Annotated in this window: 26 protein-coding genes, 1 tRNA gene and 1 pseudogene; 11 read left to right on the forward strand and 17 right to left on the reverse strand. The window is 73.1% G+C overall.

What is annotated here, in order from left to right; all coding sequences use genetic code 11:
• Positions 1-45: 45 nt before the first annotated feature.
• Positions 46-675 carry a nucleoside/nucleotide kinase family protein gene (locus BUE44_RS05440; protein WP_073494244.1) on the reverse strand — a complete coding sequence of 210 codons (630 nt, stop codon included), beginning with the start codon at positions 673-675 and terminating at the stop codon, positions 46-48.
• A 36-nt stretch (positions 676-711) separates the two neighbouring features.
• Between BUE44_RS05440 and BUE44_RS05445 the strand changes: the two genes are divergently transcribed.
• The gene (locus BUE44_RS05445) at positions 712-1374 is read left to right on the forward strand and encodes an O-methyltransferase (protein WP_073494246.1); all 663 of its coding nucleotides are present in this window, start codon (positions 712-714) and stop codon (positions 1372-1374) included.
• Positions 1375-1379: 5 nt separating this feature from the next.
• On the opposite strand, the gene BUE44_RS05450 is transcribed toward BUE44_RS05445, so the two are convergent.
• Entirely contained in the window at positions 1380-1925 is a 546-nt protein-coding gene (locus BUE44_RS05450) for a DUF4383 domain-containing protein (RefSeq protein ID WP_073494248.1), read from the reverse strand.
• 114 nt (positions 1926-2039) lie between these two features.
• Between BUE44_RS05450 and BUE44_RS05455 the strand changes: the two genes are divergently transcribed.
• Complete coding sequence (locus BUE44_RS05455; RefSeq protein WP_073494250.1) at positions 2040-2270, forward strand: FmdB family zinc ribbon protein; 231 nt, start codon at positions 2040-2042, stop codon at positions 2268-2270.
• Positions 2271-2276: 6 nt separating this feature from the next.
• Here BUE44_RS05455 and BUE44_RS05460 read toward each other — a convergent pair whose 3' ends face one another.
• Positions 2277-3521: a coiled-coil domain-containing protein gene (locus BUE44_RS05460; RefSeq protein WP_073494252.1), complete on the reverse strand. Its 1245-nt coding sequence runs from the start codon at positions 3519-3521 to the stop codon at positions 2277-2279.
• Positions 3522-3692: 171 nt separating this feature from the next.
• Here BUE44_RS05460 and BUE44_RS05465 point away from each other — a divergent pair.
• From BUE44_RS05465 to BUE44_RS05475, 3 genes are all read left to right on the forward strand, one after another.
• Positions 3693-3764, forward strand: a tRNA-Val gene (locus BUE44_RS05465).
• Between the two features lie 528 nt (positions 3765-4292).
• Positions 4293-4847: a hypothetical protein gene (locus BUE44_RS37370; protein ID WP_159450231.1), complete on the forward strand. Its 555-nt coding sequence runs from the start codon at positions 4293-4295 to the stop codon at positions 4845-4847.
• Entirely contained in the window at positions 4823-5572 is a 750-nt protein-coding gene (locus tag BUE44_RS05475; protein ID WP_073494255.1) for a bestrophin-like domain, read from the forward strand. Before BUE44_RS37370 ends, BUE44_RS05475 begins: the two co-directional genes overlap by 25 nt.
• Before the next feature lie 77 nt (positions 5573-5649).
• Here the strand turns inward: BUE44_RS05475 and BUE44_RS05480 are convergent, their stop codons facing one another.
• Positions 5650-7068, reverse strand: coding sequence for a family 2B encapsulin nanocompartment shell protein (locus tag BUE44_RS05480; protein ID WP_073494257.1), 1419 nt, complete (start codon positions 7066-7068; stop codon positions 5650-5652).
• Between the two features lie 160 nt (positions 7069-7228).
• Positions 7229-7915, reverse strand: coding sequence for a DedA family protein (locus BUE44_RS05485; RefSeq protein WP_073494259.1), 687 nt, complete (start codon positions 7913-7915; stop codon positions 7229-7231).
• A 675-nt stretch (positions 7916-8590) separates the two neighbouring features.
• Here BUE44_RS05485 and BUE44_RS05490 point away from each other — a divergent pair.
• Entirely contained in the window at positions 8591-9172 is a 582-nt protein-coding gene (locus BUE44_RS05490) for a TMEM165/GDT1 family protein (RefSeq protein WP_073494261.1), read from the forward strand.
• Positions 9173-9224: 52 nt separating this feature from the next.
• Here the strand turns inward: BUE44_RS05490 and BUE44_RS05495 are convergent, their stop codons facing one another.
• From BUE44_RS05495 to BUE44_RS05505, 3 genes are all read right to left on the reverse strand, one after another.
• Positions 9225-9875, reverse strand: a complete 651-nt coding sequence (locus tag BUE44_RS05495) for an HAD-IA family hydrolase (protein WP_073494264.1) — start codon at positions 9873-9875, stop codon at positions 9225-9227.
• A 120-nt stretch (positions 9876-9995) separates the two neighbouring features.
• Positions 9996-10508 carry a hypothetical protein gene (locus tag BUE44_RS05500; RefSeq protein WP_073494598.1) on the reverse strand — a complete coding sequence of 171 codons (513 nt, stop codon included), beginning with the start codon at positions 10506-10508 and terminating at the stop codon, positions 9996-9998.
• A gap of 309 nt (positions 10509-10817) precedes the next feature.
• Positions 10818-11792 carry a peptidoglycan-binding domain-containing protein gene (locus BUE44_RS05505; protein WP_073494266.1) on the reverse strand — a complete coding sequence of 325 codons (975 nt, stop codon included), beginning with the start codon at positions 11790-11792 and terminating at the stop codon, positions 10818-10820.
• A 236-nt stretch (positions 11793-12028) separates the two neighbouring features.
• Between BUE44_RS05505 and BUE44_RS05510 the strand changes: the two genes are divergently transcribed.
• From BUE44_RS05510 to BUE44_RS05520, 3 genes are all read left to right on the forward strand, one after another.
• Positions 12029-14077 carry an MDR family MFS transporter gene (locus tag BUE44_RS05510; protein ID WP_235001913.1) on the forward strand — a complete coding sequence of 683 codons (2049 nt, stop codon included), beginning with the start codon at positions 12029-12031 and terminating at the stop codon, positions 14075-14077.
• 81 nt (positions 14078-14158) lie between these two features.
• Positions 14159-14878: a hypothetical protein gene (locus tag BUE44_RS05515; protein ID WP_200804335.1), complete on the forward strand. Its 720-nt coding sequence runs from the start codon at positions 14159-14161 to the stop codon at positions 14876-14878.
• Positions 14875-15621, forward strand: a complete 747-nt coding sequence (locus tag BUE44_RS05520) for a hypothetical protein (protein WP_143172469.1) — start codon at positions 14875-14877, stop codon at positions 15619-15621. The genes BUE44_RS05515 and BUE44_RS05520 overlap by 4 nt, the downstream gene beginning before the upstream one ends.
• Before the next feature lie 101 nt (positions 15622-15722).
• On the opposite strand, the gene BUE44_RS05525 is transcribed toward BUE44_RS05520, so the two are convergent.
• The 7 genes from BUE44_RS05525 to BUE44_RS05555 form a co-directional block, all read right to left on the reverse strand.
• On the reverse strand, positions 15723-16559 hold the full coding sequence (locus tag BUE44_RS05525) for an ECF transporter S component (protein WP_073494274.1): 837 nt from the start codon (positions 16557-16559) through the stop codon (positions 15723-15725).
• Complete coding sequence (locus tag BUE44_RS05530; RefSeq protein ID WP_073494276.1) at positions 16556-18169, reverse strand: ABC transporter ATP-binding protein; 1614 nt, start codon at positions 18167-18169, stop codon at positions 16556-16558. Before BUE44_RS05530 ends, BUE44_RS05525 begins: the two co-directional genes overlap by 4 nt.
• Positions 18166-19326, reverse strand: a complete 1161-nt coding sequence (locus BUE44_RS05535) for a CbiQ family ECF transporter T component (protein WP_407639999.1) — start codon at positions 19324-19326, stop codon at positions 18166-18168. Before BUE44_RS05535 ends, BUE44_RS05530 begins: the two co-directional genes overlap by 4 nt.
• Positions 19327-19505: 179 nt before the next feature.
• A complete protein-coding gene (locus BUE44_RS05540; RefSeq protein ID WP_073494279.1) occupies positions 19506-20132 on the reverse strand; it encodes an SCO2322 family protein in 627 nt (208 codons plus the stop codon).
• Complete coding sequence (locus BUE44_RS05545; protein WP_073494280.1) at positions 20132-21391, reverse strand: prenyltransferase/squalene oxidase repeat-containing protein; 1260 nt, start codon at positions 21389-21391, stop codon at positions 20132-20134. Before BUE44_RS05545 ends, BUE44_RS05540 begins: the two co-directional genes overlap by 1 nt.
• Positions 21392-21490: 99 nt before the next feature.
• Positions 21491-21685, reverse strand: coding sequence for a DUF397 domain-containing protein (locus tag BUE44_RS05550; protein ID WP_073494283.1), 195 nt, complete (start codon positions 21683-21685; stop codon positions 21491-21493).
• A gap of 17 nt (positions 21686-21702) precedes the next feature.
• Entirely contained in the window at positions 21703-22557 is an 855-nt protein-coding gene (locus tag BUE44_RS05555) for a helix-turn-helix domain-containing protein (protein WP_073494285.1), read from the reverse strand.
• 387 nt (positions 22558-22944) lie between these two features.
• Here BUE44_RS05555 and BUE44_RS38320 point away from each other — a divergent pair.
• Positions 22945-23646, forward strand: a pseudogene (locus BUE44_RS38320) (class III lanthionine synthetase LanKC N-terminal domain-containing protein); the annotation flags it as partial.
• A 71-nt stretch (positions 23647-23717) separates the two neighbouring features.
• Here BUE44_RS38320 and BUE44_RS05560 read toward each other — a convergent pair.
• Entirely contained in the window at positions 23718-24584 is an 867-nt protein-coding gene (locus BUE44_RS05560; RefSeq protein ID WP_322939593.1) for a helix-turn-helix transcriptional regulator, read from the reverse strand.
• Positions 24585-24724: 140 nt separating this feature from the next.
• Between BUE44_RS05560 and BUE44_RS05565 the strand changes: the two genes are divergently transcribed.
• Entirely contained in the window at positions 24725-25588 is an 864-nt protein-coding gene (locus BUE44_RS05565) for an SDR family NAD(P)-dependent oxidoreductase (protein WP_073494289.1), read from the forward strand.
• A gap of 9 nt (positions 25589-25597) precedes the next feature.
• Here the strand turns inward: BUE44_RS05565 and BUE44_RS05570 are convergent, their stop codons facing one another.
• Positions 25598-26185 (reverse strand): TetR family transcriptional regulator, encoded by a 588-nt coding sequence (locus BUE44_RS05570; protein ID WP_073494291.1) that lies wholly within the window; start codon positions 26183-26185, stop codon positions 25598-25600.
• Between the last annotated feature and the right edge of the window lie 50 nt (positions 26186-26235).

Here is a 26235-nt window from a genome sequence, read left to right on the forward strand (position 1 = left end):
CGCACCGCAAGGGGCACTCATCCAGGGGGGACCCGGTGACCCGCCTCAGGGGTCGCGGGGGGAGACGACCCGGGTGCAGTGGGCGCGGGTGCTCTCGACGCGGGAAGCGTTGACGCGTTCGCTGGACGCGATGAAGGCGCGCGCTTCGACTTCGGAGCGCCCGCCCCGCATATGCCGCCGCAGAAGCCGGCGTTCGCGCAGCCGGCGCGGCGTCTCGACGTACCAGAGCTGGTCGAGCAGGTCGCGGACCTGCTCCCAGCCGGGGCCGTCGTCGGCGAGGTAGTTACCCTCGGTCACCACCAGCGCGGTGCCGGCCGGGACGACGAGGCCCGCGGCCACCGGCTCGTCGAGCCGCCGGTCGAAGTCGGGGGCGTACACCGCGCGGGAGCGCTCCGCCCGCAGGCGCCGCAGCAGGACCACGTAGCCGTCGACGTCGAAGGTCTCCGGCGCGCCCTTGCGGTCGCGCAGGTGCAACCGGTCCAACTGGGCGTTGGACAGGTGGAATCCGTCCATCGGCACGTACGCGGCGGTGCCGGCGCCGAGCCGGTCGTTCACGCCGGCGACCAGGCGCCGGGCCAGCGTCGACTTGCCGGCGGCGGGCGCACCCACCAGGCCCAGCAGCGCGCGGCGGCCTGGGATGCTGGGCACCAGGGCGACCGCGTCATCGACAAGCATCCCGTCACCCTAAGCGCCACACATCGGAGCAGACCCTTGTACGAAACGAAGAACCCCCAGCTCACGCCCGAGCTGTACCAGTACGTCCTCGATCACAACCCGCCGCTGGACGAGGTCCAGCGCGAGCTGGTCGACACCACGCACCGCCGCCTCGCGGGCCAGGCGGGCATGCAGACCGCGGAGGAGCAGGCGCCGCTGCTGGCCTTCCTGGTCCGGCTGACCGGCGCGAGCCGGATCGTGGAGGTGGGCACCTTCACCGGCCTGTCCACGCTGTCGATGGCGCAGGCGCTGCCCGAAGGCGGGCAGGTGATCGCCTGCGACATCTCCGAGGAGTGGACCGCGGTGGGCCGCCAGGCGTGGGCGGACGCGGGCGTCGCCGACCGGATCGACCTGCGGATCGCCCCGGCCATCGACACGCTGCGGGCGCTGCCCGGCGACCGCTGGATCGACCTGGTCTTCCTCGACGCCGACAAGGAGTCCTACGTCGACTACTGGGAGGAACTGGTCCCGCGGATGAGGCCGGGCGGCCTGCTCGTGGTCGACAACACCCTCTACCACGGTGCCGTCGCCGATCCCGCGGCCACCGGCGGCGCCGCCGCCATCCGGGCCTTCAACGACCACGTGCGGGCCGACGACCGGGTCGACGACGTCCTGCTCACCGTCGCCGACGGCCTGACGCTGGCCCGCAGGCTCGCGTAGACATCTCAGTGCTGGGGCAGTCCGCGGCGGGGTGGCGGCCTCCTGGTGGTCACCGCCGCGTGCTCCCTGGCCTCCCGCTCGCGGGCGGCCTCCTGCGGGTGGCGCTTGCGCCAGTACGGGTTGTCATGTGGGAGCCCGCCGGCGACCCGCCCGTACAGCCCGAACAACAGCAGCAGCAACCCGACGCCGAAGCTGAACAGCACGTTCGACATCTTGAACGCCAGCAGATTGCTGTCGGTGTCCAGCAGTGCCAGGTTCACGAAGCCGCTCAGCAGGAAGGCGACGCCCACGCAGATGTTCAGCGTGGAGGCGAAGTTTCCGCCGATGACCATCCCGATGAAGAGCAGCCCGCCGATCACGATGGAGATGATGCTGAGCGCGCCGTTGGAGTTGAGCCCGGCGATCCGCTCGCCGGCCCTGGACAGGAACGACACGTTGTTCAGCAGGCCCAGAATGCCGAAGACGACAAGGATCAGGCCCATCACTCCCGCCCCGTAGCGGTAGACCTGGTTCAGCCGGTGGTCGGCGGGGAGGTGGTCGTCGAGTCTCATGGGCGCCTCCTTCGGGGGCTGGACTCGTCGAGGACGCCGTAGCTTCCAGGATAGGTCGGGGCCGCCGGCCCAGCAGCGCGGCGCCCGGCGGGCGGCGCCCGCTACCCTGAGGCCATGCCTCGTTACGAGTACCGCTGCAAGACCTGTGGCGCCACCTTCGAAATGCGCCGCCCGATGTCGCAGTCCAGCGCCCCGGCGCCCTGCCCGCAGGGACACGGCGACACGGTGAAGCTGCTGTCGACCGTGTCGGTGGGCGGCACCGCGTCGCCCGCCGCTTCCGCGGGACCCGCACCGGCGCCCGCGGGCGGCGGGGGCGGCTGCTGCGGTGGCGGCTGCTGCAGCTGACGCGGGTCAGGCGCGGCCGGCCGCCCGGTCCTCCCTGATGTTGGACACCACGCGGTTCGCCGTCTCCCGGACGGCGGCCGCCTCGGTGAGGAAGGCCCAGTAGTCCGGGTGCCGGCCCTCCAGGGCGGCCAGCGCCCGGTCCAGCCGTGCCACCGCCTCGTCGAGCGGCCTGGCGTGCCGCGGCTCCGGGGTCGTACGGCCCTGCATCGCCAGCCGCTGGGCGTCCCTGATCACGAAGCGGGTCCGCTCGACCTCGGCCTTCGGGTCCTTGCTGACCTCGTTGAGCCGGCGCAGCCGGTCGCCGGCGGCGCCCACCGCACCGTCCACGTCGTCCATCAGCGCGCGCACCGACGCCAGCTTCGCGGTGGCCTGCGCCCACTGCTGCGCGTCCCGTGCCCTGCGCGCCTCGGCGAGCGCCGTCTCGGCCTGCCGTACGGCCTGCGCCGCCTGCTCGGGCACCTGCTGCAAATCCTCCCAGCAGGCCAGTGAGAAACGCCGCCGCAGCTCGCTGAGCACCGGCGCCACTCCCTCCGCCCGGGTGCCGAGCGCCTGGACGCGGGTACGCAGCGACACCAGCCGCTTGTCGATCTCCCTGGCCTGCTCCGGCAGGCGCTCGGCCTCGGCCCGCACCGCGTCCGCCTTGCGGCGGATGTCGTCGGCCCGCTGCACGGTCTCCTTCACGCCGTGCTTGGCGGCGCCCTCGTTGAGCTTGGTCAGCTCCGGGGCCAGTGCCGCGAGGCGGGACGCGAGGTCGTCGGCGGCGATACCGGCGGTGCGGACCGCGTCCAGCGCGTTGCTCGCGGCCAGCAGCGACTGCTTGGCCTGCTCGCGGGCCGGAGCGAGCCGCGCCAGCTGGGTCTCCGCCCGGTTCAGCAGGCCGGTCATGGTCGACTGGTAGCGCTCCAGCTCCGTCCTGGTGTTGACCAGGTCGTCCTTGGCGCGGGTCAGCTCGCCGACCGCCCGGGAGGCCGACGCGTGGTCCAACTCGTCCCGGTCCAGGTCGTGGGCGTCGACGGTGGCGATGTAAGCCGCGCTGACCTGGTCGATCTTCTCGCCGAGCGCCCGGAAGCCGGACAGTGCGCGGCTCGCCTCGGGTGACTGCTCGACCGCGGAGATCGTCTCGATGGAGATCTCCAGCTCGCGCTGGGCGGTGTCCAGCTCGTAGAAGGCCTGCGCGGCGGCGTCCTTCGCCGCCTGTGCCTCCGCACGCAGGTTGTCGCCGCGCCGCCACCACGAACGTGCCGTCGTCACAGTGACTCTCTCTCCCCGCGCTCGCCGCCCACCACCATCGGCTCCATCCTCCCACCCGGTCGCCCCGAACACACGGCCCGGTCCGGCTGCCGCTCACTCCCCTTACGCGTCGCCCGATGCGCTTGCCCACCTGCCCCCGCGGCGAGGTAACCTGTGACGTCGCAGTCTCCGGGGCGTGTAGCTCAGTGGTAGAGCGCCGCCCTTACAAGGCGGATGTCGGCGGTTCGAAACCGTCCACGCCCACCCCCTCTTCTCCTTCCCCGGGCCTCCCCGCCATTACTCGCACGCATGATCGATTGTTTGGCGTGCCTGTTACTCCTTTCGGGGAACGGCGGCCATCTGCGGGCGCGTCGACCGCCGGGGTGCTGACGATGAACGCGTGACCACTTCGAGGGGGAAGCGCACAGGCGCCTGGGCGGCACTTGCCGTGGTGACGGCAGCCGTGGGCTCGTGGGGGCTGAGCGGCGTCGCCGCGGCCGCCCCTGCCCACCCGTACCCGCCAGGACCCGTACGCCTGCCCGTACCCGTGTCCGTACACCTGCCCGTATCCACAGACGTGACATCCATAGACGTGACCCTGCCCGCGCTTCCGCGCATGCCCGTGTCCGTCACGCTGCCCATGAGCCACCGCTATCCGCCACCCCCGGACACCGGGGAACCCGTGTCTCCGCACAAGAACCACAAGCGGCACCGGCACCACGAGCCGCACGAGCCGTACTGGCCGCTGCCACACAAGCCGCGGCTGCCGCGGCCCGCGCACTGGTGCGGGTGGTGGCACCCGGACTGGAAGTGGCCCGATCCGCTGCACTGCCACAAGCCCCCGCCCTGCCCGCCGCCGAAACCGACGCCGCCGCCGCCGACGCCGCCGCCGACGCCGACACCCGTACCCAAGCCGGTGCCCAAGCCGCCGCCGAAACCCGCGCCGAAACCCGCGCCGAAACCCGCGCCGAAACCCGCGCCGAAACCGAAGCCGAAACCGAAGCCGGTGGTGCGGGCCGTGGCCCCGCCGGCGCCGAAACCCGCGCCCAAGCCCGTACCGAAACCCGTACCGAAACCCGTACCGAAACCCGTGACGAAACCCGTGACGAAGCCGAAGCCCACGCCCAGGCCGGCGCCGCCCGCCGTCGTGCACTGGCCGCGGCAGGCGGTCGTGCCGGCCTCGGCGCCGCAGCCGCACCGGCGCAAGCTCACGACCACGATGCTGCTCACGACGGTGCCAGGACTGCTGGCGGCCGCTGTGCTCAAGCCGGGGTCAGGGGCGTATCGCAGGAACAACCGGTAGGACGCGAGGGGGAGTTCAGATGTCGCAATGGGTGGTACTGCTGATCGCGATGGTCGCGGTCTGCGCGGTCGTCGTCACCGTGGTCGTCCTCAGGCAGCGCAGGATCGCCGAGGACGACGACCCGACGGAGACGCCGGACGTCATCGAGTACATGGTCATGATGATCGGGGTGATCTACGCGATCGTGCTGGGCCTGGCGATCGCCGGAGTGTGGGAGGGCAGGGGCGCCGCGCAGGCCGACGTGCTGGCCGAGGCGCAGGCACTGCACGAGGTCAAGGCCCGGGTGCAGGTCTACCCGGTCCAGGTCAGGGACAAGGTGCGGGCGGACGTCGACGCCTATGCCGCCTTCGTCGCGGACAAGGAGTGGTCCACGATGCGCGACCACGGCGAACTGTCGCCGCGGGGTGCGCAGTTGCTCGACCAACTGCGGGCTGACGTCACGCAGTTCGACCCGAAGAGCGACCTGGCGGCGCAGGCGTACCAGCCGGTGGTGGACGAGGTCGCGGCCGCCGACGCGGCTCGGGCGGAGCGCGGGCAGAGCGCGGGCGCGACGATGCCGGGGGTGGTGTGGTTCGGCCTGATCACCGGCGCGCTGGTGACGGTCGGCCTGATCTTCACGCTGCAGATCAGGCGGTCGGCGAAGGAGTTGCTGCTCGCCGGGCTGTTCAGCGCGCTCATCGCCTTCCTGCTGTTCCTCATCTGGGACCTGGACGCGCCCTTCGGCAGCGGTCTCGCGGTCTCGGCGGACGTCTTCCGCCAACTGCTCTGATCCCAGGGCGCGCACAGTGCGGCCCCGCCGCCCGGTCAGGTCCGGGCGGCGGGGCCGCACTCCGTTTCACACGGCGCTCAGCGCCAGTTGGACACGTTCACGTTCTCCAGCACGCCGAGCGCGTCGGGGACCAGGACGGCGGCCGAGAAGTACGTACTGACCAGGTAGCTGATGACCGCCTTCTCGTCGACGCCCATGAAGCGCACGTTCAGACCCGGTTCGTACTCGTCGGGCAGGCCGGTCTGGTTGAGCCCGATGACGCCCTGGTTGTCCTCGCCGGTACGGATCGCGATGATCGAGCTGGTGCGGGCCTCGGAGACCGGGATCTTGTTGCAGCTGAGGATCGGGATGCCGCGCCAGGCGGGCACGGTGGAGCCGTGGCACTCGACGGGGTCGGGGTAGAGGCCGGCCCTGGTCCACTCGCGGCCGATGGCCGCGATCGTCCGGGGGTTGGCCAGCAGGAAGCGGGTCCCGCGGCGACGGCTGATCAGCTCGTCGAGGTCGTCGGGCAGCGGCGGCCCGGCGTGCGGCTGGATGCGCTGTTCGTATTCCGCGTTGTTGAGCAGCCCGAACTCCGGGTTGTTGATCAGCTCGTGCTCCTGGCGCTCCCGCAGCGCCTCGACGGTGAGCTTGAGCTGCTGCTCGGTCTGGTTCATCGGCTCGTTGTAGAGGTCGGCGACCCGGCTGTGGATGCGCAGCACCGTCTGGGCCACGCTCAGTTCGTACTCGCGGGGCTTGACCTCGTAGTCGACGTAGGTGGCGGGCAGCGCGGCCTCGCCCTTGTGGCCCGAGGCGAGCTCGATGTTCGCCTCGCCGCGCCTGTTGGCCCGCTGGTGCGGGATCGCCCGGACCGCCTCCAGGTGCGCGCGCAGCGGTGCGACCTGGCCGAGCAGCTGCTCCAGGGCCTGCCGGGGCAGCGCGAGCACGGTGGTGGCGGCGGCCGCGCGGGCGGTGAAGCCCCACTCGCCGTCGCCGGTGAGCAGCGCCTGCTCGCCGAAGTGGTCGCCGTCGGCCAGGATGCCGAGACGGTTCTGCTCGCCGTACGACCCCTCGCCGAGCTTCTCGACCTTGCCGTGCGCGATCAGGAAGACCGTGTCGGCCGGCTGCCCCGCCTCGGCGAGCACCTCGCCGGGGGCGAACTCCCGCTGGACGAACCGGTCCGCGAGCGCGGTCAGCGCCTCCCCGTTGTCGAAGGACCGCAGCGCGGCGATCTCTCCCAGCTCCTGCGGAATGACCCGGACCTGCGACCCGGTCTTGACGAACGTCACCCGCCCGTCCCCGACGGCATAGCTCAGCCGCCGGTTGACGCGGTACGTGCCCGCGTTGACCTGCACCCAGGGCAGCACCTTGAGCAGCCACCTGGACGAGATGCCCTGCATCTGGGGTGTGGACTTGGTTGTCGTGGCCAGATTCCGCGCGGCGGCCGTATCCAGGCTCGTGCGCGGGGCGTCCTGCGAATTGCCGAGTGCGGTGTCCTGGCCCGCATCAACCGACATGTGCATGTCCTTCCCGTATGGGGGTGATACGGGATCATTCTTGTCGTGACGCTGGGTGCTGCCTATTGCCGTATCGAGTGAGAATACTTTTGACGTCAGCGGGGGAGTGTTGCGGGAAACCGCCCCGCGCGGGCGGCCGGTGAAGGCGCCGGGCAGGCGGTCAGAGCGCTTCGACGACCGAGCTGCGGTCAGGGGTCCCGGTGGCGCCCTGCGGCGGGATCGTCAGCGGAACGGCCGCATAGGCCGCGGCGATCGCCGTACGGCGCTCGCGGCGGAAGACGTAGGCGGCGAAGGCGCCCGCACCCACCAGGGCCACGAAGGACATCAAGGTGCCGAGCCAGCTCGCGCCCAGCCACTCGCCGCCGATCCAGCCCAGGCCCACGCTGTAGGTCGCCCAGCAGACGCCGGCCAGCGCCGACCACGGCAGGAACTCCCGGGGGCTGCGGCGGGCCGTACCGGCGCCGAGGCTGACCACGCTGCGGCCGGCGGGAGCGAAGCGGGCGAGCACCACCAGGGCGCCGCCGCCGCTCGCCAGCACCTGGCCGAGCCGGTCGTGCGCGGCCGACATCCGCCGCGAGGACGCGATGCGCCGGTCGAACCACTCACCGCCGCGGAAGGCCACCCGGTAGGCGATCAGATCGCCCAGGCACGACGCCACGGCGGCGCAGCCCAGCAGGGCCAGCACGTCGAGGGTGCCGTCACTGGTGCCCGAGGACCCCGCGGTCGCCGCGCTGACCACCAGCACACCGCTGGGCAGCACCGGCACGAAGACGTCCAGCAGGACGGACACCGCGACCAGCACGTAGATCCACGGCCACTCGAAAAGAGAGCCCAGGCCTTGCAGCACCGCGCCTCCTCGTCCTTCGCCAGTCCTCCGTGCGGTCGCACGTGTCTTTGTCGGGTCCTGTCGGGGTCCTGCAATACCGCAAGAAGGTTTCCGATGCCTGGCGGAGCTTGATCCGTGCCGTGTCCGTGTCCGTTTGTGCTGGTCAAGGACTTGCGGAGCTGTCAGTGCCGGTCTCGCGTCGACGGCAGCGGATCTTCAATCGCCGTCAGCCGTACAGCGTACGCCAGCACGGGCCGACGGCACCGGTCAGGGTGCGTGACGTACGAGACAATCACGACGTTGTCACGACACGAATACTTCCCCGGGCAACGGTCCGACCCCCGGGAAAGTGCCCGCGCCGCGCCTCCACCGCGTCGGCGCCGTCACCGCTCCCCTGGGGAGCCGTGAAAGGCCGATACTGCAATCTGCCCAGGTCGGACGTCCCGTACACTGGTGGGCAGCAGAAGGGGAGTAGCTCTTCGCCGGACCGTCGACATACTGCCCGGGTCCGCCTGCGGCGCCGAGAGGCGCGGCAATGGGACCGGGGCCGGCGCCCGGAGGCTGCGATACGGAAACGTGACGCGGCCAGCGAGACCTTCGGCCGCAGTGTCCCGACGCTGCCGTGCCGAAGCGACCCCGTTTCTCCGCTGGTGTCTCTCGGCAGGGCAGCCCCCTACCGATCGAGGAATCCGACCCGTGCTCAGCTTCACCGTCATCGTCGTCGTCTTCGGCGTGATCTTCCTGGCCGAACTCCCCGACAAGACGGCACTCGCCAGTCTCATGCTCGGCACCCGCTACCGGGCCTCCTACGTCTTCGCCGGCGTCGCCGCGGCCTTCCTGGTGCACGTCGCGCTCGCCATCGCCGCGGGCAGCCTGCTGACCCTGCTGCCGCACCGCTGGGTACAGGGCGTGGTGGGGCTGCTCTTCCTCGGCGGCGCGGCCATGCTCCTGCTGCACAAGGACGAGGGCGAGGAGACCGTCAAGCCGCCCGCCGACCAGAGCTTCTGGAAGGTCGCGGGCGCGGGCTTCACGCTGATCCTGGTCGCCGAGTTCGGCGACCTCACCCAGATCATGACCGCCAACCTCGCCGCCCGCTACGACGACCCGGTCTCGGTCGGCATCGGCGCGGTTCTCGGCCTGTGGGCGGTCGGCGCGCTCGGCATCTTCGGCGGGAAAATGCTGATGAAGCGGGTGCCGCTGTCGCTGATCACGAAGATCGCCGCGGGGGTGATGGTGGTGCTCGCCGCCTTCAGCCTCTACGAAGCGGTCGCCGGCTGAGCGCCGGCCCGGGCCGGGTCGTGGCCCTGCGGCCCCGGCTCGGGCTTCGGCTTCAGGCGACCGTGACCGTGAGCAGGCCGTCCGCGGCCGTCACCCGCACGTCCTCCAGCGAGGGCGCGTGGGCCGACGGACCGTGGGCGGCGGCGCGCGGTCCGACGCCGATCACCCGCATGCCGGCGGCCCTGGCCGCCGCGATGCCGACCTCGGCGTCCTCGAAGACCAGGCACTCCTCGGGCCCGAAGCCCAGTTCGGCCGCGCCCTTGAGGAAGCCCTCGGGGTCCGGCTTGCTGGCGCCCACCCGTTCCGCGGTCACCATGACCGGCGGCAGCGGCAGCCCGGCGGCGCCCATCCTGGCCCGGGCGAGCATCTCGCCGGCCGAGGTCACCAGGGCGTGCGGCCGGCCGGCCAGCGCGGCCAGGAAAGCGGGGGCGCCGGGGACCGGGACGACGCCTTCGAGGTCGGCGGTCTCCTCGGCGAGCATCACCGCGTTCTCGGCGTAATTCTGCGCCATCGGGCGGTTCGGCAGCAGTTCGGCCATCGTCGCGTGGCCCTGTCTGCCGTGCACCACGCGCAGGACGGCGGCCGGGTCCAGGTTCTGCCTGATCGCCCAGCGGGTCCAGCAGCGCTCCACCACGGCGTCGGAGTCGACGAGCGTCCCGTCCATGTCGAGCAGCAGGGCGCGGGCGGTGAACACGGACGGCATGGGGCTCCCTGGGCTGGGCTGGGGTCTACTCAGTGGTCCCGCCCGCAGGTCAGGGTAAGCGGGCGGGACCACTTTGTTTCTCGAACATACAAAACATTCGGGCGGTGCGCCACCCCGGGCTCACGACGGCCCGGTGAACTGCAGAAGACCCCAGGTGAAGTGCGCCACCACCCGCTCACCGGTGCCGGGTGCGGTGACCGCGAGCCGGGCGCGGCTCGGCGCGTCCGCCGGCAGCGGTGCCGCCGGCGGGAAGGCGCGGGCCACGTCGTCCACGACACACGACCACGGCGTCAGGTCCTCCACGCGGTCCAGCCGGGGCGCCGGGGCGCCGGGGGCGCGTACCAGCCACTCGTTCCACACCGCGCCGCCCCCCGGTGCGCACAGCACCTCCCACCGCAGGTCCGGCCACAACGGCACCGGCCACATCAGCGCGCGGCACGTCAGGTCCCCGACCTGACGCCCGACCTCCCGCTCGGGCGGCCCGAGCGCCAGCCGGTACCCGCGCTCACCTCCCGGGTACGTCCGGCTGTGCAGCCGCGCCTGCCATCCGCGGTGCGCTTCCCGCAACTCGGCGTGCGTCGCCCCTGACGCGCGGAGCGCGTCGTCCACCAACTCGGGGTGGTGGTCGGCCATTCTGCGCAGCAGGACCAGCTGAAACCGGGCGATTCCGAAGTGGGGCACTCGCCGAGCTTACGTTCCACTGGGGTGCCATGAACTGGGGCCTTGCCCCTTGGGGTGGGCGGTCGGCTTTCCCACCGTCGTGGCTTGGCGCGCAGTTCCCCGCGCCCCTTTGGGCCTCTGTCTTCCTACGTCCAGGTGTTGGCCCTGCCAGGGGGCTGGACCTTTGCGCAGGAGGGGACGCGTTTTTCAGGGGCACTCACCCAGGGGTGTGACGGGCCCGTCCACGGGGCGGGGGCGTGGGAGATGTGGGCGCCCCCCAGGTCAGTGGGCGAGGTGCGGAGTGTTTTGGGTGGGGGTGGCTCGGAGGAGGGCGGTGCGGGTGGCGGGGCCGTAGACGCCCTTGGGGTCGCCCTGGACGCCGTACCAGACCTGGAAGGTGGCGACCGCTCGCTGGACACCGTAGTCGTACCGGCCGTCCACGGGCCCGTGGTAGACCCAGACCGCGGTGAGCCGCTGCTGGAGGTCGGAGACCTCGGGGCCGCTCGCCCCGAGCTGCAGGACGGTGGGCGGCGCAGGCGCGGAGCCGGTCGGCAGGGGCGGGAGCGTGGTGGTCGGCGGGGCCGAGGTCGTCGGGGTGGCGGGCGCGGACGTGGACGGCGTCGAGGAGGGCGTCGTGGGCGAGGCCGAGGACGCCGACGGCGTCACCCGGGGAGCGGGGGTCGTCGTCGCCCGCATCGGGTGGTGCGGCGCAGCGACCTTCACCGGCTCGGTGACCGCGCCGGGCGCCGCGTCCGCGGGAAGGGTGACGTCGGGCACGGCCGAGGCGGGCTCGGGCAGCGCCCGGTCGGTGCCGCCGGCCTCCTCGCCCATGACCGAGCCGGTCACGGCGACCGCGCCCGCGGCCAGCGCCGACGCGGCGACGGCCGCCGCGGCCACCACGATGCCGCGCCGCCGCCGGCGATGGCGGCCGTGCGCCGCCGCGGCGGCAGCCGCCTCGTGGGCCTCGTCGTCGGCCGGATACTCCTGCGCCGCCTGCATCGCGGCATATGCGGCGGGGAAGAGGCCGAGGTCCTGCGTCGCCGGGCCACTTTCCTCCGCGCGGCCCATGATGATCAGCGGCCGGGCGGTGGTCCCGGAGCCGCCGCCGAAAGCGTCGTCGGGGTCGCCGACGTAGGGGCGTACCCGCAGCGGGTGGAAGCCTTCGGTCACCGCGAAAGCGGCGGCCCGCTCGGCCGAGCGCTCCGCGGCCCTGACCTCGCCGACGACCTCTTCGTACTCACTGGTCACATCGGTCACACCGGTGTCCTCGGGCTCGTTCGGCCCTGCCGTTAGGTCCGGCTGCTGCGGCGCCACTGGGTTCCCCTCCCGCCGTCGTTCGCGCGTTCGCAAAGACGTGTCAGTGATTATGCCGATACCCCATGCCGCCGCATACCCGGTCTCCTCCCTCCTGGCGCACTCCCGTAGGCCGTATCCGCACAAACGGTGCGAATATGAGAGTCCGACCGTCGGGGGGCGACGCGAGGAGCCGCTTCATGGCGCAGGACACCAGCACCGCCGTGGCGCCGGGGGAGCACCAGGACCGGCGCCAGGTACGGATCGCGATCGGTGCCCTCGCCCTCGGACTGCTGCTCGCCGCACTCGACCAGACCATCGTGTCGACCGCGCTGCCCACCATCGTCAGCGAACTGGGCGGCATCGACCACCTCTCCTGGGTGGTCACCGCCTATCTGCTCGCGTCGACCGCGGCCACCCCGCTGTGGGGCAAGCTCGGCGACATGTACGGCCGGAAGCGGCTGTTCCAGACCGTCATCGTGATCTTCCTGATCGGCTCCGCGCTGTGCGGAGTCGCGCAGAGCATGGGCGAGTTGATCACCTTCCGGGCCATCCAGGGCCTGGGCGGCGGCGGCTTGATCGCGCTGTCCATGGCGATCGTCGGCGACATCGTGCCGCCCCGCGACCGTGGCCGCTACCAGGGCGTCTTCGGCGGCGTCTTCGGCGCCGCCAGCGTGCTCGGGCCGCTGCTGGGCGGGGTGTTCACCGAACAGCTCTCCTGGCGCTGGGTGTTCTACATCAACCTGCCGATCGGCATCGTCGCGCTCGCCGTCATCGCCGCCGTCCTGCACATCCCGGTGCGCCGCACCTCGCACCGTATCGACTACCTCGGCATGGCGACGGTGGCCGCGGCCGCCACCTGCCTGGTGCTGGTCACCTCGCTCGGCGGCAGCACCCTGGCCTGGGGTTCGCCCGGCATCATCGCCCTCGCGGTCGTCGGCGTCGCCCTGGTCGCCGCCTTCGTCCTGATCGAGCGCCGCGTGCAGGAACCGGTGCTGCCGCCGCGGCTGTTCCGGGTGCGGACCTTCGTGGTGTGCTCGGTGATCTCCTTCATCATCGGCTTCGCGATGTTCGGCGCGATGACGTATCTGCCGACCTTCCTCCAGGTCGTGCACGGCTACTCGCCGACGCTCTCGGGCGTCCACATGATCCCGATGGTGGTCGGCCTGCTGCTGGCTTCCACCGGCTCCGGGCAGATCATCAGCCGCACCGGGCGCTACAAGATCTTCCCGGTCGTCGGTACCGCCATCACGGCGGTCGGCCTGCTGCTCCTGCACACGCTCGACGAGCACACCGCGACCTGGGTGCTGAGCGTCTACTTCTTCATCTTCGGCTTCGGCCTGGGCCTGGTGATGCAGGTCCTGGTGCTCGCGGTGCAGAACGCCGTCGGCTACGAGGACCTCGGTGTGGCCACCTCCGGCGCGACCTTCTTCCGCTCCATCGGCGCGTCCTTCGGCGTCTCGGTCTTCGGCACGATCTTCACCAACCAGCTCTCCGACAAGCTGACGAACGCGCTGCGCGGCGTCCCCGTGCCACCGGGCTTCAACGCCGGTCAGCTGCAGGCCGACCCCAAGGCCATCGCCGGGCTGCCCGCCGTCATCAAGACGCCCGTCCTGCACGCGTACTCGCAGGCCATCACCACGGTCTTCCTGTGGGCCGTCCCGGTTGCGGCGGTCGGCTTCGTGACGGCCCTGCTGCTCAGGGAGCAGCCGCTGCGCGGCAGCGTCACGGTGCCCGACGCCAGCGAGACGGTCGGCGTCAACCCCGTCGAGCGGTCCTCGCTCGACGAGATCGCCCGCTGCCTGTCGCTGCTCGGCAGCCGGGACGCCCGCCGCGACCTCTACACCCGCATCACCCGGCTGGCCGGTGTCGACGTCCAGCCCGCCACCAGCTGGCTGCTGCTGCGGCTCGCCCACGACGGCCGGGCCGACCCCGTCGAGCTCGCCCGCCGCACCACCGTGCCCGCCGACGTCATCGAGTCGGCCGCGGTCGAGGCCGAGTCCGGCGGGTACGCGGTACGGGAGGGCAACCCGCTGGTCCTCACCGCGTCCGGCAGCGCGCTCGCCGACCGCCTCACCGAGTCGAGGCGCTCCGTCCTGTCCGGCCTGCTCGGCGACTGGGACCCCGCCGCGCACAGCGAACTCGCGGCGCTGGTCAAGAAGTTGAGCATCGAGTTGTGCGCCGGCGACACCGACCACCCGGACCGGAAGCCCCGCGGGAGGCCCGCCGTCGGTGAGGAAGCCGCATAACGGGCACCTGGGTTTGGGACGCCCATCAGGGGCAAGCCGACCGACTGAACCGGTGACACCGGGACGGACGGGAGGCAGGACATGTCCACAGGAGTGATCATCGCCGTCGTGGCGGTGGTCGTCATCGTGGCCGCGATCATCGCGGCGGTGGCGATGCAGGGCGGCTCCGGCGGAGTCGGGCTCAAGAGGCGATTCGGGCCCGAGTACGAGCGGACGCTGGCGCTGCACGACGGCGACACCCGCGCCACCCGGCGTGAGCTGACCGAACGCGTCAAGCGGTACGGCGGTATCGAGCAGCGGGCGCTGCCCGCGCAGGAGCAGGAGCGGTACGCGGCGCAGTGGGCCGCGGTCCAGTCGAAGTTCGTGGACGACCCGGCCGCCGCGATCAGCCAGGCCGACGAGCTGATCGGCCGGCTGGCCGCCGAACTGGGATATCCGCCGGCGGACTCGCCCGAGCACGTGGACGCCCTCTCGGTGCACCACCCGCACCATGTGCACGGCTACCGAGAGGCGCACGCCGCAGCCGCCGGCGGGCGGCACGGCACCGAGGACCTGCGCAAGGCGCTGGTCGCCGCACGCAACCTGTTCGAGGGGCTGCTGCACGGCGACGGCCGCACCCGTGACAGCGCACCGGGCGCACAGGACACGGCGGCCGAAGCAGCGCCGGGCACGGCATCGGAGACGTCCTCGGACACCGCCTCGGAGACGACGCCGGAAGAGGCGTCCAACGAATCCAAGCCGGTAATCGGCAAGCGACTTGCCGCGCTCACAGGGCGCGGCCGGACGGAGTCGGAACGATGAGGAACACCTCGATCGAGACGCCCCGCACCTCTGGTGGAACCGGTCCCGCGACGGACCGGACTCCTGGGACGACGGACCAGAGCGCGGACGGCGACCCGCAGCAGGACCAGCAGTTGCGGGACCAGGAGCAGAAGGACCGGGAGCAGGCGGACCTTCAGCAGAAGGACCCGCAGAAGACCGCCACGCAGCCCGCCGTGGAACGCGAGCCGGGCAGGCCCGTCACCACGAGCCAGAGCACCGAGCGGCCTGCGGCGGGTACGTCCGCCACCACGGGCCGGGACGGCGAGCAGTCGGCGGCGGCCAAGTCCGCCACCACGGGCCGGGACGGCGCCGAGCGGTCCGAGGCGGCCAAGTCCGCCACCCCGGGCCGGGACGGCGACGAGCGGTCCGCGGCGGCCAAGTCCGCCGGTACGGCCCACGGCACCGACGAGCGTGCCGCGGCCGGTTCGGCCGCCGCGCACACCACGGCGTCGTCCGCCACCGAGACCGCTCCGGGTGCCGACGTGGCAGGCCGGCTCGGGCGTCGTATGGACCACGCGATCGGCGGCTTCGTGGACGATCCGCGGCGCGCGGTCCGCGAGGCCGACGACGTGCTGGACGAGGCGATCAAGCACGTGGCGCGGCTCATCGAGAGCCGCAGGTCGGCGCTTCGTTCAGGGTGCAAGGACGGCGCGGGCACCGAGGAGCTGCGGGTCGCGCTGACCCGCTACCGCGACATGACTGATGAGCTCCTCGCGCTCTGACCCGCGGTGCGGGCCCGGAGCGCAGGTGCGGCAAGCGGCAGGCAGGCCGAAGGACGGCCGCCTGCCGCATCTGCTTGCCCGACGGCTCCGCCTCGCGGGCCTCAGCCGCCCGGCGGCGGCGTGAACGTCGTCGGCGGGGAGAAGGACGCGCGGCGCGCGGCGCGGCGCAGGGCCTTGAGGAGGCTGGGGCCCAGGGTGAAGGACAGCGTCGCGGTGAGGGCCGCGCGCGGGAGGTCCCAGCCGAGGGACGTCGTGAGGCAGTAGGTGGTGAAGCGGGCCAGGTTGGCCGCCGTGGAGATGTGCGGGGAGTAGCTGATGTCGGAGGCGAGGCCCCCGATGTACGGCCAGCCCTGGAGGTTCATGACCGTGCCGTAGGCGATCGCGGCCACCGCCCCGTAGCAGGCGAGCAGCGCGAGTTCGCGCCGGCCGCGCAGGCCCGGCCACGGCAGCAGGCCCGACCCCATGGTCACCCACCCCATCGCCAGCATCTGGAAGGGCAGCCACGGCCCGACGCCCCCGGTGAGCAGTGCGGAGGCGAACATCGTCAGGGACCCGAGGGTGAAGCCGAAGCCGGGGCCGAGGACCCGGCCGGAGAGCACCATCAGGAAGAACATCGGCTCGATGCCGGCGGTCCCTGCGCCCAGCGGGCGCAGCGCGGCCCCCGCGGCGGCGAGCATGCCGAGCATGGCGACGGCCTTGGGGTCCATGCCGTCGTCGGCGACGGTGGCGATGACCACGGCGACCAGCAGCGGCAGCAGCGCCGCGAAGAGCCAGGGGGCGTCGGCGCTGTGCGCGGCCACCGCGGAGCCGTGCGCGGCGACCAGCGGCCAGCAGAAGGCGACGACGCCGATCGCCGAGACCAGGGCCAGTACGGTCGCCGCGCGCGGCCCGATACGCACCGGGACGACGCGGGGCGGCGCGGCCTCGCGGGGCGTCACGGTGCGGCCTCCAGCGCGCGGGTGACCTGGGCGACGGTCAGCCAGGGCGCGGGCGCCAGCACCTTCGCGGTCTGCGGGGCGAAGGCCGGGGAGGACAGCACGACGTCGGCGGCCGGGCCGTCGGCGACGGTCTCGCCGTCCGCGAGTATCACCACCCGGTGCGCCAGGTCCGCGGCCAATTCGACGTCGTGCGTGGCCAGTACGATGGCGTGGCCGGCGGCCGCCAGTGCCCGCAACTGTGCGACCAGCCGGGACTTGGCCGCGTAGTCCAGTCCGCGGGTCGGCTCGTCGAGCAGCAGGACGGGCGGGCTCGCGGTGAGCACGATCGCCAGGGCGAGCGACAGCCGCTGGCCCTCGGACAGGTCGCGCGGGTGGACGCCGTCGGGTACGCCGGGCAGCAGGTCGGCGACCAGGCCGCGGCAGGTGCCCGGCGGCGCGGCGGCGTCGTGGTCGGCGGCGGCGCACTCGGCGGCGACGGTGTCGGCGTACAGCAGGTCGCGCGGCTCCTGCGGGACCAGGCCGACGCGGCGGAGCAGTTCGGCGGGCCGGGTGCGGTGCGGGACCGCGCCGCCGACGGTGACCGTGCCGGCGGCCGGGGTGTGCAGGCCGACCAGGGTGGAAAGCAGCGTCGACTTGCCGGCGCCGTTGCGCCCCATGAGCGCGACCGTCTCACCCGCCCGCACGGTCAGGTCCACGCCCCGCAGCGCCTCGACGCGCCCCCGGCGTACGCCCAACCGCTCGGCCCGAACCAGGAGTTCACCGGGCGCGGCGGGACCGGCGGCCAGTGGCGTACGGTCCGCGAGGCGCTCCCGCAAGGGTCCGGCGGCGCGGCGGGCGTCGCGTACGGACAGCGGCAGCGGGGACCAGCCCGCGAGCCGGCCCAGCGCCACCACCGGGGGGTGGACGGGCGACACGGCCATGATGTCGGCGGGCGCACCGACGACCGGCGGGACGCCGGGGGAGGGCAGCAGGATGACCTGGTCGGCGTACTGCACGACCCGCTCCAGGCGGTGCTCCGCGAGCAGCACGGTCGTCCCGAGGTCGTGGACCAGGCGCTGCAGTACGGCGAGCACCTCCTCGGCCGCGCCCGGGTCGAGCGCGGAGGTGGGCTCGTCGAGCACCAGCACCTTCGGGTGCACGGTCAGCACCGACCCGATCGCGACCCGCTGCTGCTGCCCGCCGGACAGCGTCGCGATCGGGCGGTCGCGCAGGTCGGCCAGGCCCAGCAGGTCGAGGGTCTCCTCGACGCGGCGCCGCATCGTCTCCGGGGCGATGCCCAACGACTCCATGCCGTAAGCGAGTTCGTCCTCGACGGTGTCGGTCACGAAGTGTGAGAGCGGGTCCTGCCCCACCGTGCCGACGACGTCGGCGAGTTCACGCGGCCGGTGGGTGCGGGTGTCGCGGCCCGCGACGGTCACCCGGCCGGTCAGGTGCCCGCCGGTGAAGTGCGGCACCAGGCCGCTCACCGCGCCCAGCAGGGTGGACTTGCCGACCCCGGACGGCCCCACGACGAGGCACAACTCGCCCTCGGGCACGTCGATGTCGACGCCCTGGAGGGCGGGGGCCGCGGCGTCCGCGTAGCGGAAGGAGACCTGCTCGAAACGGATCACCGCACGGCTCCCTTCGGGGCGGCGAGGGAGGGGACAAGACCGAGCAGCACGCAGGCCGCGGGCCACAGCGGGAGGGAGGGCGCGGTCAGCGGCACCGCGGGCGGGTCGAGCGCGTCGGACGCGTACGTCGCCGCGGCGATCATCGCGCCCGCCACCGCGACACCCGAGCCCGCGACGAGCCAGGCGCGGGCGCCCCACGCGTCGGGCCGGTAACGGGTACGCGGCGAGCGCCGCCCGCCCAGCCGCAGCCCCGCGACCGCGGCCGCCAGGCCCAGCAGCAGCACCGGCAGCCCGTAGCCCGCGCCGCTCGCGGCGAGCAGCGCGTACGTACCGGCGCAGATGCCCAGCAGGCCGCCGACGGTCAGCGCGGCGGTCGCCCGCCGGACGGCGACCGGCACGTCGGCGGTACGCCCGTAGCCGCGCGCGTCCATGGCGGCGGCCAGCGCGACCGACCGCTCCAACGCCCCTTCCAGCACCGGTAGTCCGACCTGGAGCAGCGCCCTGACACCGCGGTCGTCCCGCCCGCGCAACCGGCGGGCCGCCCGCAACCGGGCCACGTCCGCGACCAGATGCGGGGCGAAGGTCATAGCCACGACGACCGCCACGCCCGCTTCGTACAGCGCCCCCGGCAGCGACTTGAGCAACCGTGCCGGATTCGCCAGCGAGTTGGCGGCGCCCACGCACACCAGCAGCGTGGCGAGCTTCAGCCCGTCACGCAGCGCGAAGACCACCGCCTCGGCGGTGACCGGGCCGCCGAGCCGGACACCCTGCGCCCAGCCGGGCAGCGGCACCTCGGGCAGCGTGAAGAGGGTGTGGGTGCCGGGGATCGGCGAACCGAGCAGCACCGCGAAGACGAGGCGGATCGCCAGGACGACGAGACCGAGCCGGAGGAAGGTTCCGTAGGAACGGGACCAGGGGGCGTCCGTTCTGCGGGCCGCGACGACGTATCCGGCGACGGCGGTGATCTCGGCCAGGAGCAGGACGTTGGTCGTCCTGCTGGCGGCTGTGGCGAGGCCGAGGGCCCAGAGCCACCACGCGGCGGCGTGCAGTTGCCCCGTTCGGGGCGGTGGGGAGGTCGTGCGGGGCGGTGCTTCCGCCTGGCGCGGGGCCTTCTGCCGGCGGGCGGCCTGCCGCACCGGTATCGCCCGGAGCTTCACCCGGGGGCGTCCCCCCGCACGCCCCGAGGGGGTGCCACTCGCGGTGGCGTCACCGCTGCCGCGCCCTCGGGGCTGGGCGGGCGGTTCCCCTCGCCCCTGCCGGGCGCCGTCCTCGGGCCGATCCTCGCCGTGGGTGCCGGTCTCCGGCAGGTGGTGACCGTTTGGTGCGCTGTTCGTGGTCATCGCCTGCTGCGGCGGCGGGATTGCCAGACGGCGGCCACGGCGAGGGCGGCGACGGCGGCCGCTCCGGTGATCAGGCCGAGGGAGGGGCCGTTGTGGGAGGAGTGCGGGGTGGCGGAGACCTCGTCGCCGCAACCGGTCGCGGGATAACCGGTGATGGCGCAGACGATGCCCGCGGAGTTGTAGCGCAGGGGTTTGGCCACGGCGGCGAGGGCGTCGGCGGAGGACGCGTTCGACGGGATCTGGGCGCAGGCGGTGCGGACGGCCGGCGGGGGCGTGGCGGTGTCGGGGGCGTCGGCGGGGGTGCCCGGGTCGATGAGCAGGGCGACGCGTTTGCGGCCGGGGACGGCCGGCCGGCCGGCGCAGACGCGGGCGAAGTCGGCGCTGCCGCGCGGCTGCGCGGCCTTCGCCGCCGCGTCCTGGCTGACCGCGAAGCGCCAGCCCTCGACGCTGCCGTCGGCGGGTATGTGCATCGCGGGGCCGGTCTGCGCGTACGTCCAACCGGTGCCTGAGCGCAGCCAGTAGGACCAGTAGCGGTAGCCGGCGGCGTGCGCGGGGGTGGCGAGGACGAGCAGCAGCAGGACCGCGGCGGCGGCCGGGAGTGCGGTCAGGGGGCGCCAGCGCATCAGCTCTGCCGTCGCTTGCGCCCGCTGATGAGCAGGCCGACGCCGGCGCTCGCGACGAGGACGACGCCGACGATGATCCAGACGGTGCCGCCGGACGAGCCGTCCTTCTTCTCGTCGGCCTGGGAGATCGCGCCGGTGGGGCGCTTGGTGGGGGCCGGGCCCAGGGCGATGAGCTGCGGGAGGGCGTCGGCGCCGGCCGGGGCGTAGCGGTCGGAGCCGGCGAGCGTGAGCTGGGCCAGCGCGGCCGGGTTGCCCTTGGACCAGGCCGCGGAGTTGGCGCCCAGCCAGGTGCTGGTCGCCTTCGTGTCGCCCTGGCGGCCGAGCGCGTTGAGCGCGATGACGGCGTCGGCGGTGGTGCCGAAGTCGGGGGTCTTGGTGGTGGCGCCCGGGGTGACGGCGGTGAGGTGGCCGCCGCCCGCACGGAGCTGGGCGAGCAGCCAGCCCGCGGCGGCGGACGCGGCGGCGTTCGGGTCGAGGGCGCCGTAGGCCTTCGGGTTGCCGGTGCAGTCCGCCGGCTCGGGCGGGACCGCCGGGGTGGACGGGCTGGGGTAGGCGTAGCCGGCGAGGTGGCCCGCGGCGAGGAAGTGGATGGCGTCGGCGGTGGCCTTGGCGTTGGGCGTCAGCTTGCCGTCGGTGCCGGGGTAGCCGAACGCGCCCCGGTCGGCGGGCCGGGCGTCGCAGCCGAACTGGAAGCCGAGCAGCGCGTCGTAGGCCGACTTGCCCTTCGCGTTGCGGGCCAGGCTCGCGTCGCGGCCGAGCGCGCCGATGACCACGGCGGTGGAGTCCGGGTCGGAGGGGCCGCCGGGGTTGTACGACCAGCCGCCGTCGGCGTTCTGCACGCTGTGCAGCCACCGGACGGCCCGGCTCACGGCGTCGGCCGACCCGGGGCCCTGTACGAGGGTGAGGGCCTGGATCGCGATGCCGGTGGCGTTAGTGTCCTCGGTCTTCGGGTCGCAGGCCTTGGCGGTGTCCTTGCGGTACGAGGGCCAGCCGCCGTCCGGGCACTGCTGCGCCAGCAGCCAGGCGGTGGCGGGGCCGCCCGCGAGGTAGCCGCTCCTGGCCACCGCGATCTCCGCGTACGACTGCCGCCACACCCCGTCGTAGGTCGGGTCGGCCGTCCCGTACAGATCGCCGCGGGACGGCGCCGCCGCGGTCGTGGCCGCCGGCGCGGTGGTGTCCGCGAGCGCGATCGGCGCCGTCAGGGCGGTGAGCGTCGTGGCGGCGGCCGCCACGAGGGCGGCGCGGCGGCGCAGGGGCATGAGGTCGAGGCCTTTCCGGGTCCGGGGAAGCCCTCACCCTAACGTGCGGCGGCCGGCCGCCCGGGGTGACCTCGGGCACCCCGGAGCCGCCGCCGGATGCTATGTGGCGGCTGCCCCGTGCTTGATCGCCTGGAGGAAGCGGGCCAGGGCCGAGGGTGTGGTGGAGAGCACGACGCCCGGCTCGTCGCTCTCCCGTATCAGCACCGCGCCCGCGGCCGTGGCGGCCAGCTCCACGCAGTCGCCCTGCTCCTGCGAAAACGTGGACTTCTGCCAGATCAGGGTCGGCGCGGTCATCGGCTGGCCTTCCGGTCTCAGAGGTCTCGGGAGGCGCTGAGGATGAAGTCCCGCGACGGGGACTCGTCGAGCGCGACCGCGGCGAGGGTGTCGTACAGGGTGCGGTAGTTGGCCAGCTGCGGCGCCGCGTGCAGGAAGGTGACGCCGTGGGCGGAGTCGATCTGCACGGTGTCGAGGGCGCGTACGGTGCCGCTGGTGTAGAGCATCGCGTGGCCGGAGGCGATGTGCCCGTCCGCCGCGAAGGGGATCACGCGGACGCTTATGTGCGGCAAGTGGCTCAATTCCATCAGGTGTTCGAGCTGGGCGCGAGCGACCTTGCCGCCGCCGAAGCGCATCCGCAGTGCCGCCTCGTGGATGACCGCCTCGTAGGGCGGGGCGGAATCCCGGTAGAGCACCCCGGACCGCTCCATGCGCTGGGCGACCCGGGCCTCCAGCTCGCCCGGTGGCAGTGGCGGGATCGCGTAGCCGAAGACCGTACGGGTGTAGTCCTCGGTCTGGAACACCCCGGGGATGTGGGTGATCTGGATGGCGCGCAGCGCGGTGGCGTGGAATTCCAGCTCGGCGATGTCCAGCATCGCGGCGGGCACCACCCCGCGGTAGGCCTCCCACCAGCCCTTGCGGCCCAAGCCGTTGGCCATCACGACCAGCGCGTCGATCAGTTCGGTGTCACCGCATTCGTAGAACGCCGCGAGCCGCCGCAGTCGCTCCTCGCTGACCCCGAGCCGCCCGGCCTCGATATGGCTGACCTTGGCCGGGTCGGTGCCGAGCAGACGGGCGGTGTCGCGAGCCGTGATGCCGGCTGCCTCGCGCATCTTCCGTAGCTCCGCACCGAGGCGCTCCTGGCGGGCGGTTGCGGTGCTTCTGAGCGGCATGGTGTCCCTTCTTGATGCTGGTTCGAGTGTGCCGTTTCCGGTCACCTCGGGTCCAGATCGTTTCTGGAAATTTCGGCGACAAGGTTGCAGAGGGGCACTATTGCCCCATAAGGTTCTGCGGACCATGCGTACATGAACAGTCAACTCCCTTGCCGTGCACGGTTGTTGACAGGGGTGGCCGCGGGCGGTGACGTCCGGGCGCCCGCTCGGTGGCCGTCCGGCGCCCGTCCGGAGCCCCTCCGGCGCCCGATCAACCTCCACGCAGCGGCTTGTTCACGACGTCCGCCGCTTCCGTGCGTTCTGCACGGCCATGAGGTGACAATGGTGACTTCACCGGTCAGGCACCGCTATGTAAATCTTTGTCCGTCACCGCCGCTGGGGGGGTCGATGGACAATCGCTACGAGATATTCTGCCTCGCGGACCGGTACTTCTACGAGAGTCTCGACCGGCTTCCCCTCCTTGCCGGTGGCGATTCCGGTTCGCCTTCCGAGGAGCAATCCGCGCCGCTCGTCTCCGCATTCGAGACCGCGCAGCGCGAAGTGCCGGCCGGCTGGCGCTCGATACGGACCGGTGACTGGCTGCACCTCGACCCGGCACCGGGGTCGGAGCGGGACAGCCGTCCCCCGCAGGGTTGGAAGGTCCATGTCTCGGCCGCCCTCGGCAACGCCGACAAGGTGGCCGCCAAGGTCTGGGACCACTGCGTACAGCGCGGCATTCCGTTTAAATCCGTGCCCAGCCCGCAGCTGCTCCACCTGCGGAACTCGAAGTACGCGGGCCGCGACACGAGCGGGAAATTCGTCACGATCTATCCGAGCGACGAGCGGCGACTGCGGGCGGTCCTCGAAGAACTCGGCGAATTGCTCGACGGAGAACCGGGCCCCTACATCCTCACGGACCTTCGCTGGCGGGAGGGGCCGCTCTACGTCCGCTACGGCGCATTCGTGAAACGCTTCTGCGTGGGCGACCGCGGCCCGCTGGTGTCCGCGATCGACGCGGAAGGGCGGCTCGTGCCCGACAGCCGCGCACCCGCCTTCCAGGTGCCCGACTGGGTCACGTTGCCGGACTTCCTCCAGCCGCACTTGCAGGCGAGCGCGGTCCGATGCGCTCAGGGGCGCGCGGCCCCACCCGGGTACGCCGTCTGCGGGCGAAAGTCGCGGCGCTACGGGTGGCGCCCCACCAACCGCCGCAGCCGCTCCTGCGTCGGTGAACCCGGCTCGGGAAAGTGCACCACCACACTGCGGCCGGGATCGTCCTCCACCGCCAGCCGCACGTACGTCAGGTCGAGCCGGCCGACCACCGGGTGGTGGAAGCGGCGGGTCGAGGTCCTGAAGGCCTCCACGTCGTGCGCGGCCCACAACTCGCGGAAGAGCGGGCTCGCCCCGAGCAGCGACTCGATCAGCTCGGCGAACCGCGGGTTGTCCAGCTCGTACGCCGCCTGCCCGCGCAGCATCGCGGTCAGCCAGCGCACCTCGCCTTCCCAGTCGTCGAACAGCTCGGCCAGACCCGGCTCGGTGAACATCAGCCACAGTACGTTGAGTTCGGCCTGCGGCCGGTCGATGTCGAGCCGCCCCGCCACCAGCGCCTCCTCCGCGTCGTTCCACGCCAGCACGTCGAAGCAGCGGTCGATGGCGAAGGCCGGGTTCGGCGACTGGGCGTCGAGGAAGGCGCGCAGCGCCGGACTCACCGTGGCCGCGGCGGCCTGCCGGGCCGCGGGCGGCGGCTCGGCGCCGGCCAGCCGGAAGAGGTGGGCGCGCTCGACGCCGTCCAGCCCCAGCGTGCGGGCCAGCGCCAGCAGGATCTGCGGCGACACCTTGATGTCCCTGCCCTGCTCCAGCCACGTGTACCAGGTCAGGCTGACGCCCGACAGCAGCGAGACCTCCTCCCGGCGCAGCCCCGGCGTCCGTCGCCGCCCGCCGGCGGGCAGGCCCGCGGCGAGCGCCGACGGCTCGGCGCGCTCGCGCCGGGAGCGCAGGAAAGCGCCGAGTTCCTTGCGGCTGTACTCGCTCAGGGTGGGCCTCCGTTGGATGTGCCGCCGCGGATGCTGGTGTCGCCGCCACCAGTAAAACCGGCACTCTTCACGACCGCGCCGCCGGACCCGAGGGTGGAAGGGAGATCACCTTCAAGGGCTCACTCCCAGGGGATCACCCTCGTCCGAAAGGCAGTTCCGTGTCGCACCCTTCCACGTCCGCATCCGCCAGGTCCGTGCTCGTCACCGGGGCGACCGGCGGCCTCGGTACCGCCGTGACCCGCCGCCTCGCCGCCGAGGGCTGGACGGTCCACGCGGCGGTACGCACCCCGAACGACGCCCGGCGGCTCACCGGCCTGCCCGGCGACATCCGCCCCGTCACGCTCGACGTCACCGACGAGGCGAGCGTGGCCGCCGCCGCGGCCGGTGTCGGCGGCACGCTCGACGGCCTCGTCAACAGCGCGGGCCTGATCGTCCAGGGCTTCTGGGAGCAGGTGCCCGCGGCGGCGCTGCGCCGGCAGTTCGACGTCAACGTCCTCGGCCTCATGACCGTCACCCGCGCCTTCCTGCCCGCACTGCGTACGGGCGGCGGCCGGGTGGTCAACGTCGGCGCCCTCAGCTCGCTCGTCGCGCTGCCCTTCTTCGGCCCGATCGCCGCGTCCAAGGCCGCGCTGGCCTCGATGACCGACTCGCTGCGCATCGAACTGCGCCACCAGGGCGTGAAGGTGGCGCTCGTCGAGCCCGGCGCGATGCGTACGGAGATCTTCGACCGCGCGGCCGACTCAGCGCGCCGCGACGGCCTGGCCGGCGGCCCGGAGATCGAGCGCCAGTACGCCCGTGCCCTCGCGGCCGCCGCGGCCTCGGTCGCGTCCACCAGGCTGCACCCGGTCGACGCGGCCGTCGACGCCGTCCACCACGCCCTCACCGCCCGCCGCCCGCGCCCCCGCTACCTGGTCGGCCCCGACGCCCGCACCGTCCGTATCGCCCGCCGCCTGCCGACCCCGGTCCGCGACCGCGCCCTCCTCGCCGCCCTGAAGCTCACACCGGCGTCGTTCGGTCCGTGACCCGCGGCCTCACCGGGGGGAGGGAGGGATCAGGCGGCAGACCGTCCGGATGTCCTGGCGGACCTGGGTGACCGGGGAGCGGTCGGCGAGCCAGCTGACGAGCGTGGCATGCCAGGTGTGCTCGACCACGCGGACCGCGGACAGCAGGTCCGGTGTCGGCTCCGCGCCGAGCCGCATCGCGTCGAGGATGATCGCCCGGGTCAGGACGGAGACCGTGTCGACCTCGGCGCGGACCGAGCGGTCCGCGAAGATCACCGCCCGCACCATCGCGTCGGCGAGCAGCGGCTCCCGCTGCAACGCGCGGAAGGCCCGCAGGAGGGTGTCCGCGACCCGCTCTCCGGGGCTGGAGGCCGTCGGGGGCCGGTCGCGGAGCGTGGCGTGCAGCAGGCCGAGCTGGTCCTGCATGACGGCGACCAGCAGGTGGATCTTGGACGGGAAGTAGCGGTAGAGCGTGCCGAGGGCGACGCCCGACTCCTCGGCGACCTCCCGCATCTGGACCGCGTCGAAGCCGCCGCCGGCGGCCAGCCGGGTACTGGCGTCCAGGATGCGCCGCCGCCTGGCCTCCTGCCGTACGGTCAAAGCGGTGATGCGGCCCATACGCCCTTCCGTCCGTCGCACGCGGCGCCGGCGCGTGCGGGTGCGGGGGC

The organism is Actinacidiphila paucisporea, assembly GCF_900142575.1.
GTDB lineage: Bacteria > Actinomycetota > Actinomycetes > Streptomycetales > Streptomycetaceae > Actinacidiphila > Actinacidiphila paucisporea.